Here is a 13,859-nt window from a genome sequence, read left to right as displayed (position 1 = left end):
AATTCTTCATCTGGCCTGATCCTGTTGAGGTTTTAAAAAAGTGTTAGCAGTCGGTTATGTAGTGTCATTCACCGTTCGCGTCAAGCCGCCCCTGAGACTCGCCCACGAGTGGGCATTTTAACTGTGAAATGCATATTTCAAAGTTATTACAAATATCATTTTTAGATCAACAGGGCTTCCGCAGTATGCATCGCGAGCCTTACGCCACATGGTAATTAAAAATTCTTGGGGGGATGCAGAAGGGCCGCCTCGCAGGCGGCCCAATAAAAACACACGAGAACATTTGTAAGACAAACGGCTTTAGATATCCCTGTAGCGTCCGCCGTTGGCTGCGGAGCTGACCAGATGCGCATAGCGCCGCAGCACGGAATACGGGCTGCGTTTTTCCACCGGCTTGTGGACCGCGCGACGGCGCTCCAGTTCGGCTGCGTCCACCATCAGGTCAAGCTTGCGGCCGGGAATGTCGATATGGATCATATCGCCCTCCTGCACAAGGCCGATAATGCCACCGTCCGCCGCTTCGGGCGAAATATGCCCGATGGCCGCGCCGTTTGTTCCGCCTGAAAAACGACCGTCGGTCAGCAGGGCCACGTCTTTGCCGAGGCCCATGCCCGTGATGGCCGAAGTCGGCGAAAGCATTTCACGCATGCCGGGACCGCCTCTCGGCCCTTCGTAGCGGATAACCACGCCATCGCCAGGCTTGATCTTGCCGTCCAGAATGGCAGCCATGGCTTCTTCTTCAGATTCAAAAACCCGCGCCCGCACATCGCGGCACATCATTTCCGGGGCCACGGCGGACTGCTTGACCACAGCGCCGCCGGGGGCGAGGCTGCCGCGCAGTATGGCTATGCCGCCCTGTCGGGAATAGGGATTGTCCACGCTACGGATGACGTCTCCGTCCAGCACACGGGCGTTCATATCGCTCAGGTTTTCGCCCACGGTACGCCCGGTAACGGTCATACAGTCCTTGTTGATCAGGTTCAGCTTGTCCAGTTCGGTCATGACAGCGGGAATGCCGCCGGCATTGTCGAGGTCGACCATGTAGTGATGGCCCGCAGGGGAAAGCTTGCACAGGTTGGGGCTTTTGCGGCTCACCTCGTCAAAGATGTCCAGACCGAGATCAAGCCCGGCCTCGCCAAACACTGCGGGCAGGTGCAGCACCGTGTTGGTGGAGCAGCCCAGGGCCATGTCCACGGCAACGGCATTGGCTACCGCCTTGGGGGTCACGATGTCCAGCGGACGGATATTGCGCTTGAGCAGGTCCATAACGCGCATGCCCGCCGTCTTTGCCAGGCGGATGCGCGCCCCGCTTACGGCGGGGATGGTGCCGTTGCCGGGCAGGGCCACGCCTATGGTTTCTGCCAGACAATTCATGGAGTTGGCGGTAAACATGCCCGCACATGCGCCACAGCCGGGGCAGGCGCGCTCGGCCATGTATTCCAGTTCTTCTTCACTCATGACGCCGCTGCGCACCTTGCCCACGGCCTCAAAGACCGTGATAAGGTCGCCGCGCTCGCGCGGGCCGATATTGCCGGGCAGCATGGGACCGCCGGAAACCATGACCGAAGGGATATTCAGGCGCATCATGGCCATCAGCATACCGGGCACGCATTTATCGCAGTTGGGTATGAAAACCAGGGCGTCAAAAGCGTGACCGCGCGCCATAATTTCTACAGAATCAGCAATAAATTCGCGCGAGGGCAGTGAAAAACGCATGCCTTCATGATTCATGGCCAGGCCGTCGCAAACGGCAATGGCCGGGAACTGCAAGGGAGTGCCGCCAGCCATGCGCACCCCGGCTTTTACCGCGTCGGCCAGAGCATTAAGATGTAGATGGCCCGGCACAACCTCGCTGGCTGCGTTGACCACACCTACCAGCGGGCGGTCCATTTCTTCCCTGGTCAAGCCGAGTGCATAAAGCAGGGAACGGTGAGGGGCTTTTTCAAGGCCGGACTTCATTTTTTTGCTGCGGCTCTCATCCATGGCGGCATCCTTACGTTATAATAGCGGGTTTTCCCGCAGCCATGCACGGCGCGGGCAACTTTTTCATGGTACGGCAAAAGACTGTGTGCGTAAATACACGCCCGACAAGGCCGGGCGGCAGAACTCTTGCCCAGCGGCAACACGTCGGGAGTTTTTTTTCGCTGAAAGCCCATGCGCTCTTGAGAGCCGAAGGGAAGTGAGCTAGTTTCCGTGCATGCAAAGCTCCACTCCCACTCTGGCGCGCCGCTACATCTTCAAGCTTCTGGCCAATATCGCCACCGTGCCCGTTTATCTGGTCATGGAGGCTATACTGCCGCGCGCCCTGGGACCGCAGATGTACGGCAACTACAGCTTTGCCACCAACCTGTTCCAGCAGTTCACCGGCTTTCTGGATATGGGGACCTCCACCTGCTTTTACAACGCCCTGTCGCGCAGGCAGAACGAAACCGGGCTGGCGGCCTTTTACGCCCGGGTGACTGTACTTGTGATGGGCATAATTCTGCTGGCGGCCCTGGCCTTGCAGGCCCCCATTCTGGGCGACCTGCTCATGCCTGACGTCCCTTTGTGGCTGGCTCCTCTGGCGGCTCTGTGGGCTTTTCTTACCTGGTGGGGCCGGGTGCTGCGCTCAATGAACGATGCCGTGGGGGCCACCGTGGCGTCAGAAATGGTGCGCACCGTTGTCTCGCTCTTTATGGTGGCCCTGCTGGGCCTCATGTTCTGGCAGGACTGGCTGAACATACACACGCTTTTTGCCCAGCAGTATCTCATGCTCGGCCTTATGGCCCTCGGCTACTGGCTGGTAACGCGCCGCCACTGGCGCAGCCGCGAAGTAGCCGTGCGCTTCAGCCTGCCCGCAGGGCAGGGCAAGGCGTACAGCCGCGAATTTTTTACCTACAGCCACCCGCTTTTTATACAGGCGCTGCTTTCCTTCTTGCTGCTCACGGCCGAACGCTGGCTTTTGCAGTGGTTTGACGGCAGCGTACAGCAGGGCTTTTTTGCGTTGTCGCAAAAAGTCAGCATGGCCTGCTTTCTGTTCGTTTCAGCCATGACGCCCCTGATCATGCGCGAGCTGTCCATCGCCTGGGGACATAATGACCGCGAGGCCATGGGACGCCTGCTTACGCGCTTTGCCCCCCTGCTCTATGTGGTTGCGGCCTATTTTTCCTGCTTTACGCTTATGGAAGGCTCGGCGCTGGTAGATTTTTTCGGCGGTGCGGAGTTTGCCGCCGCCACCCTGCCCGTGCAGATCATGGCCCTGTATCCCCTGCACCAGGCTTACGGCCAGCTGGCGGGATCGGTCTTTCATGCCACCGGGCGCACCCGTGTGCTGCGTAACATGGCGGCCCTTGAATGCGTTTACGGCTTCACCGCCGCATGGTTTCTGCTGGCCCCGCCGGAGTATATGGGCCTGAACCTCGGCGCAGTGGGCCTGGCCATAAAAACCGTGGCGGTGCAGATCATTACCGTCAACGTCTACCTGTGGCTGGCATCGCGCTTTCTGCCCCTGAGTTTCTGGCGCAACCTGGCCCACCAGGTATGGAGCCTGGCCGTGCTGCTGGGGCTGGCCTGGCTTTGCCGTGAAGGTACACTCATGGCCGGCCTGGGCGATGTGGACACGTTCTCGCGCTTCTTCATATCCGGTGTGCTGTACAGCGTGGGCACGGTGCTGCTCTGCCTGAGCCTGCCCGCAGTACTTGGGCTATCGCGGCAGGACCTGCGTGAACTTGTGGCCCGCTTTAAAAAATCCCGGCAAAAATCCGCCTGAGCATCCTGAAATTTTTCATGCTGTCGGGCAGCCCCTGCGGCCAGTCTGCGGCAGACAGTTGCAGAATGCCGCTTCAAAAACCCGCTGTGCGGACAATGGAGCGGATTAACTTTGAAAAAGTATATTCTCAAAGAGTAAAACACTCCTGTTACGGCGCTTAACAGCGCAGATAAATGGTACTCACACCTGCACAGCGAAGACCTGCTCGCGCAGCCTTCAGGGCAATTTCAAAGTACAGGCACTCTGGTTTTACACGGCAAAAGGCCCCGCTGCATGCAGCGGAGCCTTTTGCGTTATACTTGGTGGAGCGCGGCTTCAGCCGTGCCCGCCCGTCCCGGTTCGTGCCGGTCTTTGTACGGCCCCGGGCAGGGCCTGGTCGGACAGTACAAAGAATACGGTTACGCGCCCGAGCGCAAACCCGCGATGAGTTTTTCAAGGTCACGGGCCTGCCGGGCCAGGTCCGCAATGGCAGCCGTGCACTGGCTCATGGCCTGATCTGTGGCGGCGGCAATGTCGCTGATAGAGTTGATGGCCCGGTTGATTTCCTCGGAGGTGGCGGACTGCTCCTCTGCCGCCGTGGCAATGGAGTGCACCTGGTCGCCGGCGTTTTCCACCATATGGACAACCTGGGCAATGGCTTCGCCCGAGCGATGGGCCAGGTCCGTGGCTTCGCCCACGCGCCTGCCCGCTTCTTCCATCTGGCTTACGGCCGCCGTTGTACCCTGCTGGATGCCGCCGATGGCCTGGCGCACCTCGGTAGTGGCCTGAGCCGTTTTTTCGGCCAGCTTGCGCACCTCGTCGGCAACCACGGCAAAGCCGCGTCCGGCTTCACCGGCGCGGGCAGCCTCAATGGCGGCATTGAGTGCCAGAAGGTTTGTCTGGTCGGCGATGTCGGAAATAACGCCCATGACGGTTCCAATGCCCTGCGCCTGGCGGCCGAGATCACTCATGATACCTGTCATGCGCGAAGCCTCTTCGTGGATGGACTGTACGGCAGCGGTCACCTGCGTGACCAGGTGTGCGCCGCTCTGCGCTTCCTGCTTGGCGGTATTGGCGCTTTGCGAGGTAGCTGCGGCATTTTTTGCCACTTCCATAATGGTTGCGTTCATTTCTTCAACCGCGGTGGCCGTCTGGTAAACGCGGGTGCTCTGCTCGCGCGCGCCCTGGCTGGAATAGTCGATCTGCTCTGAAAGACGCCGCGACGCCCCGGCCATTTCCTCCACCAGATGCGACGCTTCGGCAGCGGCTCTGGCTATGGTCTCGTTCTGCGCTTCGATGCGGCTTTTCTGATTGTATATCTCGGTCAGATCATTCCAGAAGGCAATGGACCCAAGAAGCGCACCGTCAAGATTGTAGAACGGCGTGGTGTGCACGGCGACGCGCAGCTTGCGGCCTGAGGGGGTCGTGTGGTCAAACTCCAGCGACAGACTTTTGCGCTCCATAATGGCCCGGTCTGACAGTGTTTCCCGCCCGGCATCATCGTAAAAAAACAAACCGGAACGCTGCCCGGTCCAGGAATCGCGCGGACCGGTTTTTTCGAGCAGGCGGCATATTTCGTCATTGACCCAGATCATGTTGAAATCCGGTCCCACAATACCGCAAGGAGTGGGAATACCGTCCAGCACGCCCTGAGAAAAGCCGAGACGCTGCTTGAGTTCTTCGACCATATCACGCAGATGACCGGCAAAAGCAGCCATTTCGGCCCTGAAACGGCCCTGCATTTCGGCCTTGAGGTCGCCGGAAGCCACTTTTTCGGTAAAACTGCTCAGCGCGCGCAGCGGCCTGAACACAAAATGCTGGTTGATATAGGTCAGCAACCCGGCCAGCAACGCGATGGCAGCCAGCCCTACCCCGCACAGAACCAGGCTCTGTTCCGTGGCGGGAGCCGCCAGTTCGGCGTCATAGGCGCTCATGCACACAAGCCAGCCCGTGGCCGGAATGGCCGCTACCGTCATGAATTTCTTTTCGCCTTCCCACGGGTACTCGATAACGCCCTTCTGGGCCTTCATGGCCCTGGCGATAAAATCTTCGCCCGAAAGGTCTTTCAACAGCAGCTTTTTGTTGGTGCCGTGGGCGATCAGCCGCCCCCTGGTATCCAGCGCAAAGCCGTAGCCACGCTGGCCCAGGCGTATGGGATCGATGGTCTTGGCGGTAAAGTCACTCCAGCGCGGGCATACGGACACAGCGCCGAGCAGGCTGCCGTCAGGGGCGTACACAGCCTTGGTCACCACATATACCAGCATAGTGGGGTCCGTGGTGGCCCCCATGACGCTGCCGCTGAAAGCCAGATCCTTACCGCTGAAAATGGCCTTGCTGTAGTCGCGGTCAAACCGGTCCCCGCCGGTCATGTCGGTCAGGGCGGCATTCAGCCCCGCCACAATGCGCCCCTTGACGTCAAAAACAAAAAAAGACCAGTACGAGGGAAAAGATTTCACATAGGTGTGCAACATCTGCTGCACTTCCTCCGCGGCCCGGGGCGAACCCGCGAGGGCCTCCCGCACGTGCTCCTGCCCCGCAAGAATGGTCGCCACGTCCACAGACTGCTCAATATAGTTCTGGGCAGACTGCGCCACAAGACGGGCCGTCTGGTCCAGGGCCTCGCTCTGGACTCCCGAAACCATACGGTACGAAGACAAGGAAACATATGCGACCAGAACCGCGATAATGATGAAAACGGATGCCGTTATGGAAACTGTGCATATGGTGTTGATGCGTATCTGTCGCATTATGCGCCCCCTGACGCTGAGGTGAACAAAGTCTTAGCCATGTATGACAGGCCCGGCTTGTTGACAACCATTTTTATTATGCAAAAACATATAATTCATGCCATTTCAGATACAGAACATCAGGCAAACGGCATTGCACAAGGCCATGCCGCTGGTCTCACATCCGGTATCCACCGGAAACCTGCACAGTATGAAACGAGGTAATGACTAGAATCGTTGCCCGCGGAAAAAACATTAGTACCTGTACCAAAATTCTCTAAGCCGCCTGCCCCGACCGCCCCGGATGAGGATTTTTTATGGCATTACGCGCCGTTTCATGATTATATGGGCTGGCTGGCAGAGACGGCCCAAGGGCAGCCCGTGAAGGCATTTAAACAGGAGGGTGGCATGAGTACACATGTAACGTGGGCACTGGTGGGCTTTGGCATCGCCCTGCTTTTTACCTGGGTGCACCATATGCTCAAAAAGCGGGGCTTCAAATTTTTTTGGTACCACCCGCTCTTCACAGGCCTGTTCCTGCTCTTCATCCTCTATCTGCTGGAACGCATCTTCGCTGATCTTTCGGATATTGAGGTACAGGAAAGCTGGAATATGCTGACCTATCTCGGCATTCCCCTGGCTGCTGCTGCCATATTCTTTCTGTACCGCAGCATCAAGGGCAAAAAGCGCGAATAGCCGCCCAAGGCGGCACACGACCATATATTTCACACGCCGGGCAATCGGCGGAATGGGAAACGCGGGTTTTATCCCGCGTTTCCTGCATTCCGGCATAGCGTTTGCAACAATATACATGACAACCATGACAGATCCGGGCAAGCGGCGAGGACGCCGCGCAGCACTGGCACGCGGCCCAATCCGTGGCAGCGACGGCAAGCAACCCGAAGCCCCTTACCATGTTTCGATCCTTGAACAAAAATAGCCGTCCCAACGAAAACATCCCCCCACAAAAAATCTCTCCCCCCATGCAGGCAAGAGTGCAGCCGCACCCTGTTTCACCTGGGTAGAATATATTCTACTTTTTAGTAGAAACTTATATATGCTTTTATATAAGCATATTATGCTACTTTTTTGCTTTTTTTATAAACATCTCCACATTTTTTTAGCCATATTTCTACATTATTGTATATTTTTACGACAGCCATACCAAAGGTTCATTAATGTAAACACTTAATAATTTTAGCTGGTTGTATAACCATACAATGAAAAACGCCTTCGTTTTCTTCTCCTACGCTCAAAAATTACAACCGGAAAAAATTAATAAAGTAAAATATAAGGTTATAGATACTAATTCAACATTTCACAAACAAGGCCGACCTGTCCATCAAAACACTTTCTTATATTTCGGAATAAAAAAAACTGCTGAATGTCAACTTTCGACCTTTCTGTAGAATTTTATCAGGCCAATTTGCCCCACGCTAGCTTTTTTACAAACCATGATGTAAATATATCTATCATTTCAGTCAGATCCCCGCTGTGGAACTTTTCTTGCTTAAGGAGCCTGCATGGGGCAAGCCCCTTCAATCCTGCACGTAAACCACCGGGAGGCTTTCATGAAGTTGTTCAAGTTGGTGACCGCCTGCGCCTTGTCGCTTTTTGTGGGACAGGCGGCCCTTGCGGCAGAAAAGCCCATCAAAATCGGCTTCCCCATCCCCCTTACGGGCGAAATCCCCAAGGTGGGCGAAGGCTCCAAGTTTGCGGCCGAAATGCTGAAAGAAGAAATCAACGCCAAGGGCGGACTCAAGGTGGGCGATAAATATTACCCCCTCGAATTCATTTATGAAGACAACGAATCCAAGCCCGAATCCGCGGTCAATGTCACCCTCAAGCTCATCGCGCGCGACAAGGTGCACGCCATTGTAGGCCCGCAGTCCTCACGTCAGGCCGTGCCTGCCGGGGGCGTCGCCAATGATGAAGAAGTCCCCCTGATCACCCCCTGGTCCACCAATCCCGACGCCACCAACGGCCGCCCCTGGGTTTTCCGCGGCGCGTTCCTTGATCCTTTCCAGGCGCCGGTGGCTGTAGACTTTGCCACCAAGCAGTTCAACGCCAAAAAAGCCGCCGTGCTTTTTGAAGTCTCCAACGATTACTCCAAGGGCCTTGCCGACAATTTTAAAGAGGCTTTTGAAAAAACACACGGTAAAGGCTCTGTAGTAGCCATGGAATCCCACGGTCCCAAGGACCAGGATTTTTCCGCCCAGTTGACCAAGATCATCGCAGCCAAGCCCGACTTTATCTTTGTGCCCGAAAATTACAGCTTTGCGGCCCTGATCGTGCCGCAGGCCCGCGACCTTGGCTATAAGGGACCTTTCATGGGCTCTGATGCCTGGGGTTCGGCAGAGTTGTTCAACCTTTGCGGCAAAGACTGCGTGGGACAGTATTTCTCCACCCACTATACGGCCGAAGGCGCAACGGGAAAAACGCGTGAATTCATCGACAAGTACAAGGCCAAGTACGGCTATGTGCCTGACGATGTGGCCGCCCTTACCTGGGACTCCATCAACATCGTTCTTCAGGCCATACAAAATGCCGGCAAGGTTGATCCGGACCTCAAAAAGCAGCGCAAGATCATCCGCGACAACATGGCTGCCATTGAAAACTTTGACGGCATCACCGGCAGCATGAAATTTGACGACAACGGCGACCCCATAAAGTGCGCGGTTATCGTCAAGGTAACTGACAGCGGCAGCTTCGCCTTTGTGGAGTCCGTCTGTCCCAAATAGCCAGACCTGCTGACAAGCCTGGGATGGCAGGCCGTGAGCGCCCGCGGGGGGCGGGCGCTCGCGGCACACACTGCCCGAGGGCCTCTACGGCACGGAAAGCGCGTACAGGCCAAGGCCTGTCCCCCTGCGCATCCGTAAGGCCGTACCCGGCCCCAACCGCTCATACCGAATCGGGTGCCCTATGGATTTCTTTTTGCAGCAGATGCTTAATGCCCTGCAATGGGGCAGTTTTTATGCGCTGATAGCCTTGGGCTATACCCTGGTGTACGGGGTGTTGCGCCTTATCAACTTCGCGCATGGCGATATTTTTATGGTAGGCGCGTACATCGCCTTTTTTGTTTCCACCTGGCTTATTTCCACAGACGGCATGGGCCTGCCCCAGCAGGCCGTATTGTGGCTGACCATTCCCCTGACCATGATACTTACCGCCTTTGTGGGCGTGACCATTGAGCGCGTGGCCTACCGCCCTCTGCGCCGCAAGGGTGCCCACCGCCTGTACGTGGTCATTACGGCCCTTATGTGCGGCCTTATTCTTGAAAACGGCAACCTGGCCCTGCTTGGAGCCACCAAACGCAAACTGCCAGAACTGGTAGACAAAACAGTCTATTCCTTCGGCCCTCTCGTGGTCACCAACCTGAAGCTCTGGGTTATTGTGGCCGCGATTCTCGTTTTTCTTGTTTTGCAAACCATCGTTACGCGCACCAAGGTGGGCATGGCCATGCGTGCCGTCTCCTGGGACCGTTTCGCCCTGCCGCTCATGGGCATCCCCCTGGACAGCGTCATTGTGGTCACCTTTATTCTCGGCTCCGGCATAGCGGGGCTTGGCGGCATGCTTTTCGCCATGTGCTACCCCACCCTTGAACCATACATGGGGGCCATGATCGGCTGGAAAGCCTTTATCGCCGCCGTGGTGGGCGGCATAGGCGACATACGCGGGGCCTTTGTGGGCGGCTTTTTGCTGGCCTTTGTGGAAATTATGGTGGTGGCATTTCTGCCTTCAACCTATATGGATCTATTTTCTTTCACCATTTTACTGCTCATTCTGTGGATGCGGCCCACAGGCATTTTCGGAACCCCCCAAACGACCAAAATATAGCCGGAGTCAGAGATGCTGCTCACCATTGTGCAAATAATACTCGCAATCTTCGCCCTGCTCTGCTTCGGTTATGCCATCAAACGTGTTGTCGTCTGCAAAAAAACCGACTGTCTGCTTTTTATGGTCGTGGGTGTGCTGCTCATCTGTGCGGAGCAGTTTTCGTGGATAGACGGTTACTGGCTGTCCGTGCTCAAGTTTATGGGCATCAACATTGTTTTTGCCGCCAGCCTCAACCTGGTTAACGGCTACATGGGCGAATTTTCTTGCGGGCATGCTGGTTTCATGTGTGTAGGAGCCTATGTGGGGGGGCTTATCTCCATCATCCTGTTCACCAGCAACAAGCTTGTGGGCGCGCCCCTGCTGCCGCCGGAACTGGCCCCCCTGCTTTTTCCGCTGGTCATTCTTGTGGCGGGCGGCGTGGCGGCCATATTCGGCCTGCTGGTAGCCCTGCCTTCGTTCAAGACGCGTGACGACTACCTTGCCATCATTACCATCGCGGCCAACTATATTATCATCGCCCTTATCATCAATATTGATGTGGTCGGCGGGCCGCGCGGCCTTTCCGGCATGCGCGGCGTGGTGCGCGCCATGGAAGGCGTGGCCGATCTGCCGTGGATGATGGTGTGGGTGGTACTGCTTGTGATGGCGTCCATCATGATGCTTTACCGGCTTGTGAACAGCACACTTGGCAAGGGGATTCCGGCCGTATGCCAGAATGAGGTTGCCGCAGAAATCATGAGTGTGAACACAAAAAAGGTAAAACTTGTGGCCTTTATGGTGTCCGCAGGCATAGCGGGCATGGCCGGCGCTGTTTACGCGCACATGTTCAGTTCCATCTACGCCAACAGCTTCGGCATCATGAAATCCACCGAAGCAATGGTTATGGTTTATCTGGGCGGCATGGGTTCCCTTTCCGGCTCGGTGCTGGCGGCCATATTTTTTACCCTGCTTATCGAGATACTGCGCTTCGCCCTGCCTGCCCTGAGCGACCTCCTGCATCATCTGCCCTTTGTTCCCGACAGCTTCATGATCAGTCAGGAATGGAAATGGGTGCTTATTCCCCTCATCCTTATCCTGCTCATGCAGTTTCGCCCTGAAGGACTGCTGGGCAACCGCGAGCTTACCCAGGTCTTTCCCCGGCTGAAAAAACTGCTTGCCCCGGCTCGCGTGGAATAGGCCGTGCGGCGTTACGCTTGTGCGGCCAGGTATTCAATGACTGACAACGTACTGGGGGCGAACCTTGGCACTGCTTGAAATGAAAGACGTAACACAGCGCTTCGGCGGTCTTATCGCGCTGTCATGCTTCAACATACAGATCGAGGACCACAGCCTCACGGGGCTTATCGGTCCCAACGGCGCGGGAAAAACCACGGTATTCAACCTGGCTTCACATTTTTACCACGCTACCGAGGGCGAAATCACCTTTGACGGCCACAAGTACCGGCCCAAGCTTGCGCCCCATGAAGTGACCACGCTGGGCATGGCGCGCACCTTTCAGAACATCCGCCTGTGGCCCGGCATGACGGTGCTGGACAATATCTGCGTGTCGCAATACAGCCGCCTGGGCTACGGCCTGCTGGACGCATGGTTCAACACGGGCCGCTACGGGCGCGAAGAAAAGCGCATCAAGAAAAAGGCAGCGGAAATTCTGGAAATTATGGAGCTGGGGCATGTGGCAGAGGAACTGCCCAAAAACCTTCCCTACGGCCTGCAACGCCGTGTGGAACTGGCCCGCGCCCTTTCCACCGATCCCAAGCTGCTCTTGCTGGACGAGCCGGCGGCAGGGCTCAACTCGTCTGATGTGGACGGCCTGATCAAGCATATCGGCTGGATTTACGACCAGTTCAAAATCGCCATATGGATGATCGAGCACCAGATGAAGGTGGTCATGTCGCTTTGCCGGCATATTACCGTGGTGGAATTCGGCCAGACCATCGCCAGCGGCACGCCGCAGGAAATCCAGAACAATCCCGATGTCATCAAGGCCTATCTGGGCGACGAGAACGTGTAGGGGGCATCATGCTGCTTGAAGTGGAAAATCTCTATGCGGGCTACGGCAAGATAGAAGCCTTGCACGGTATCTCCTTTCATGTGAACGAGGGCGAAATAGTCACCCTCATCGGGGCCAACGGGGCGGGAAAATCCACCACGCTCAAGGCGGTCATGCGTCTGCCCCCGCCGGAATCCCCCTCGGTGTTCAGCGGCGACATCCGCTTCAAGGGAGAGTCCATACTCAAAACTGAGCCGCACAACGTGGTGGCGCGCCTCAAAATGGACCTTGTACCCGAGGGCAGGCATATTTTCGGTAACCTCACCGTGCGTGAAAACCTCAAACTTGCCACCTGGACCCGCAAGGACGGCGGCGTAGAAAAAGACATGGACAGGGTTTTTGATCTTTTTCCCCGTCTTAAAGAGCGCATACACCAGCGCAGCGACACGCTTTCCGGCGGCGAGCAGCAGATGCTGGCCGTGGGCCGGGCGCTGATGACAAGCTGCTCCGTCATCCTGCTGGACGAGCCGTCCATGGGGCTTTCGCCCCTGCTCATGTACGACATGTTCCGCACCTTCAAAAAGCTCAACAGCGAAGGACTCACCGTCATTGTGGTAGAGCAGAACGCCCGCCTGGCCCTGCAGGTGGCTGACCGTGGCTATGTACTGGATACCGGGGGCATTGTGGCCCAGGGAACCGCCGCGGAACTGGCGGATACGCCGGAAATAAAGGCCGCCTACCTGGGCGCATAGCTGTTTCGCACCAACGGTAAAGGCGCCTCCGCCTTGTTGAGGCACATCAGCGGGCGACCAAAACCGGAACTGCCGGAAAAGCAAAAGAACCGTTACAGCGCACCTGCGCAGATTCCATAAAAAGCATGATTCTCCGGCATGGCCTGTCGTCACACCGGGAGATCATGCTTTTTCCGCCCCCGACCGGGGTGTGGGCAGGGGCCATGCCTTGCGGGGCCTGTGCCCATATGTGCCGGGCGGCGGCATGACGCCCCGTGTGGTTCCGGCCTGTAAAAGTCCGGGCATGGCGCTTTTCGTATACAGAAAGAACGTAAAGGAGTATGCTGGCTCCACCGGGCCCCCCGGAAAACCGGAGAAACCAAGGAGAACGCATGAGCCAAGAGCAATCCGCCAATCCCGCCCTGGGCCAGCTTACCCAGTGGTTTCGCCAGCGCCATACCCAGGTCATGCAGGCCGAAGCGCAGGCCCTGCAATATCTTGACGCCAATGATACCCCCGGCCATAATGCCGCCATGCGCCAAAAGGCCGAACTGCTGGCATCAATGGCCGACGATGCCAAACCCATGCTGGAGTTTCTGCCCGGCGAGTTGCGCTTCAACGTGGCCCTGGCGCTGGAAAATTTTTCAGCCGGCGCACGCACGGCCCTGCGGCTTGGCTCCATCTTTTATATGGGCGCGCTGCTTTACCCGGATGATCACCGCAAAGGTGAGCCGGACAACCTGATCCTGTGTATCGAACGCATGGAAAAGGAAGGCGCGGACTTCCGCCAGAGCTAGCGCCGCGCCCGCGACACACGCTGCGCAAAAATAACGCGAGCGGCATGGCAT

The 13,859-nt window shown here is 57.0% G+C and carries 10 protein-coding genes; 8 read left to right on the top strand and 2 right to left on the bottom strand.

Features of this window, described 5'->3' with window-relative positions; translation table 11 throughout:
- Positions 1-300 precede the first annotated feature (300 nt).
- The gene (gene ilvD / locus ACZ495_RS13230; protein ID WP_015939115.1) at positions 301-1,983 is read right to left on the bottom strand and encodes a dihydroxy-acid dehydratase; all 1,683 of its coding nucleotides are present in this window, start codon (positions 1,981-1,983) and stop codon (positions 301-303) included.
- A gap of 214 nt (positions 1,984-2,197) precedes the next feature.
- Here ilvD and ACZ495_RS13225 point away from each other — a divergent pair, with 214 nt between their 5' ends.
- Positions 2,198-3,748, top strand: coding sequence for a lipopolysaccharide biosynthesis protein (locus ACZ495_RS13225; RefSeq protein ID WP_015939116.1), 1,551 nt, complete (start codon positions 2,198-2,200; stop codon positions 3,746-3,748).
- 398 nt (positions 3,749-4,146) lie between these two features.
- Here the strand turns inward: ACZ495_RS13225 and ACZ495_RS13220 are convergent, their stop codons facing one another.
- On the bottom strand, positions 4,147-6,474 hold the full coding sequence (locus ACZ495_RS13220; protein WP_464262397.1) for a methyl-accepting chemotaxis protein: 2,328 nt from the start codon (positions 6,472-6,474) through the stop codon (positions 4,147-4,149).
- 387 nt (positions 6,475-6,861) lie between these two features.
- Here ACZ495_RS13220 and ACZ495_RS13215 point away from each other — a divergent pair, with 387 nt between their 5' ends.
- The 7 genes from ACZ495_RS13215 (at position 6,862) to ACZ495_RS13185 (ending at position 13,808) form a co-directional block, all read left to right on the top strand.
- Positions 6,862-7,149: a hypothetical protein gene (locus tag ACZ495_RS13215; protein ID WP_015939118.1), complete on the top strand. Its 288-nt coding sequence runs from the start codon at positions 6,862-6,864 to the stop codon at positions 7,147-7,149.
- Between the two features lie 875 nt (positions 7,150-8,024).
- On the top strand, positions 8,025-9,194 hold the full coding sequence (locus ACZ495_RS13210) for an ABC transporter substrate-binding protein (protein ID WP_150083061.1): 1,170 nt from the start codon (positions 8,025-8,027) through the stop codon (positions 9,192-9,194).
- Positions 9,195-9,375: 181 nt separating this feature from the next.
- Positions 9,376-10,290: a branched-chain amino acid ABC transporter permease gene (locus ACZ495_RS13205; protein ID WP_015939120.1), complete on the top strand. Its 915-nt coding sequence runs from the start codon at positions 9,376-9,378 to the stop codon at positions 10,288-10,290.
- 120 nt (positions 10,291-10,410) lie between these two features.
- Positions 10,411-11,466 (top strand): branched-chain amino acid ABC transporter permease, encoded by a 1,056-nt coding sequence (locus ACZ495_RS13200; protein WP_041725038.1) that lies wholly within the window; start codon positions 10,411-10,413, stop codon positions 11,464-11,466.
- 64 nt (positions 11,467-11,530) lie between these two features.
- On the top strand, positions 11,531-12,301 hold the full coding sequence (locus ACZ495_RS13195) for an ABC transporter ATP-binding protein (RefSeq protein ID WP_041724371.1): 771 nt from the start codon (positions 11,531-11,533) through the stop codon (positions 12,299-12,301).
- Positions 12,302-12,309: 8 nt separating this feature from the next.
- On the top strand, positions 12,310-13,032 hold the full coding sequence (locus ACZ495_RS13190; protein ID WP_015939123.1) for an ABC transporter ATP-binding protein: 723 nt from the start codon (positions 12,310-12,312) through the stop codon (positions 13,030-13,032).
- Between the two features lie 371 nt (positions 13,033-13,403).
- Positions 13,404-13,808: a hypothetical protein gene (locus ACZ495_RS13185; protein WP_464262396.1), complete on the top strand. Its 405-nt coding sequence runs from the start codon at positions 13,404-13,406 to the stop codon at positions 13,806-13,808.
- Positions 13,809-13,859 lie beyond the last annotated feature (51 nt).

The organism is Desulfovibrio sp. GTC20076 (assembly GCF_055385905.1).
This window is presented reverse-complemented; position numbering and strand designations above follow the sequence as displayed.

Excerpts from the sequence above, each read along its gene's own strand:
- ilvD (WP_015939115.1), bottom strand. The coding sequence starts at position 1,983 with ATGGATGAGAGCCGCAGCAAAAAAATGAAGTCCGGCCTTGAAAAAGCC.
- ACZ495_RS13225 (WP_015939116.1), top strand. The coding sequence starts at position 2,198 with ATGCAAAGCTCCACTCCCACTCTGGCGCGCCGCTACATCTTCAAGCTT.
- ACZ495_RS13220 (WP_464262397.1), bottom strand. The coding sequence starts at position 6,474 with ATGCGACAGATACGCATCAACACCATATGCACAGTTTCCATAACGGCA.
- ACZ495_RS13215 (WP_015939118.1), top strand. The coding sequence starts at position 6,862 with ATGAGTACACATGTAACGTGGGCACTGGTGGGCTTTGGCATCGCCCTG.
- ACZ495_RS13210 (WP_150083061.1), top strand. The coding sequence starts at position 8,025 with ATGAAGTTGTTCAAGTTGGTGACCGCCTGCGCCTTGTCGCTTTTTGTG.
- ACZ495_RS13205 (WP_015939120.1), top strand. The coding sequence starts at position 9,376 with ATGGATTTCTTTTTGCAGCAGATGCTTAATGCCCTGCAATGGGGCAGT.
- ACZ495_RS13200 (WP_041725038.1), top strand. The coding sequence starts at position 10,411 with ATGGTCGTGGGTGTGCTGCTCATCTGTGCGGAGCAGTTTTCGTGGATA.
- ACZ495_RS13190 (WP_015939123.1), top strand. The coding sequence starts at position 12,310 with ATGCTGCTTGAAGTGGAAAATCTCTATGCGGGCTACGGCAAGATAGAA.
- ACZ495_RS13185 (WP_464262396.1), top strand. The coding sequence starts at position 13,404 with ATGAGCCAAGAGCAATCCGCCAATCCCGCCCTGGGCCAGCTTACCCAG.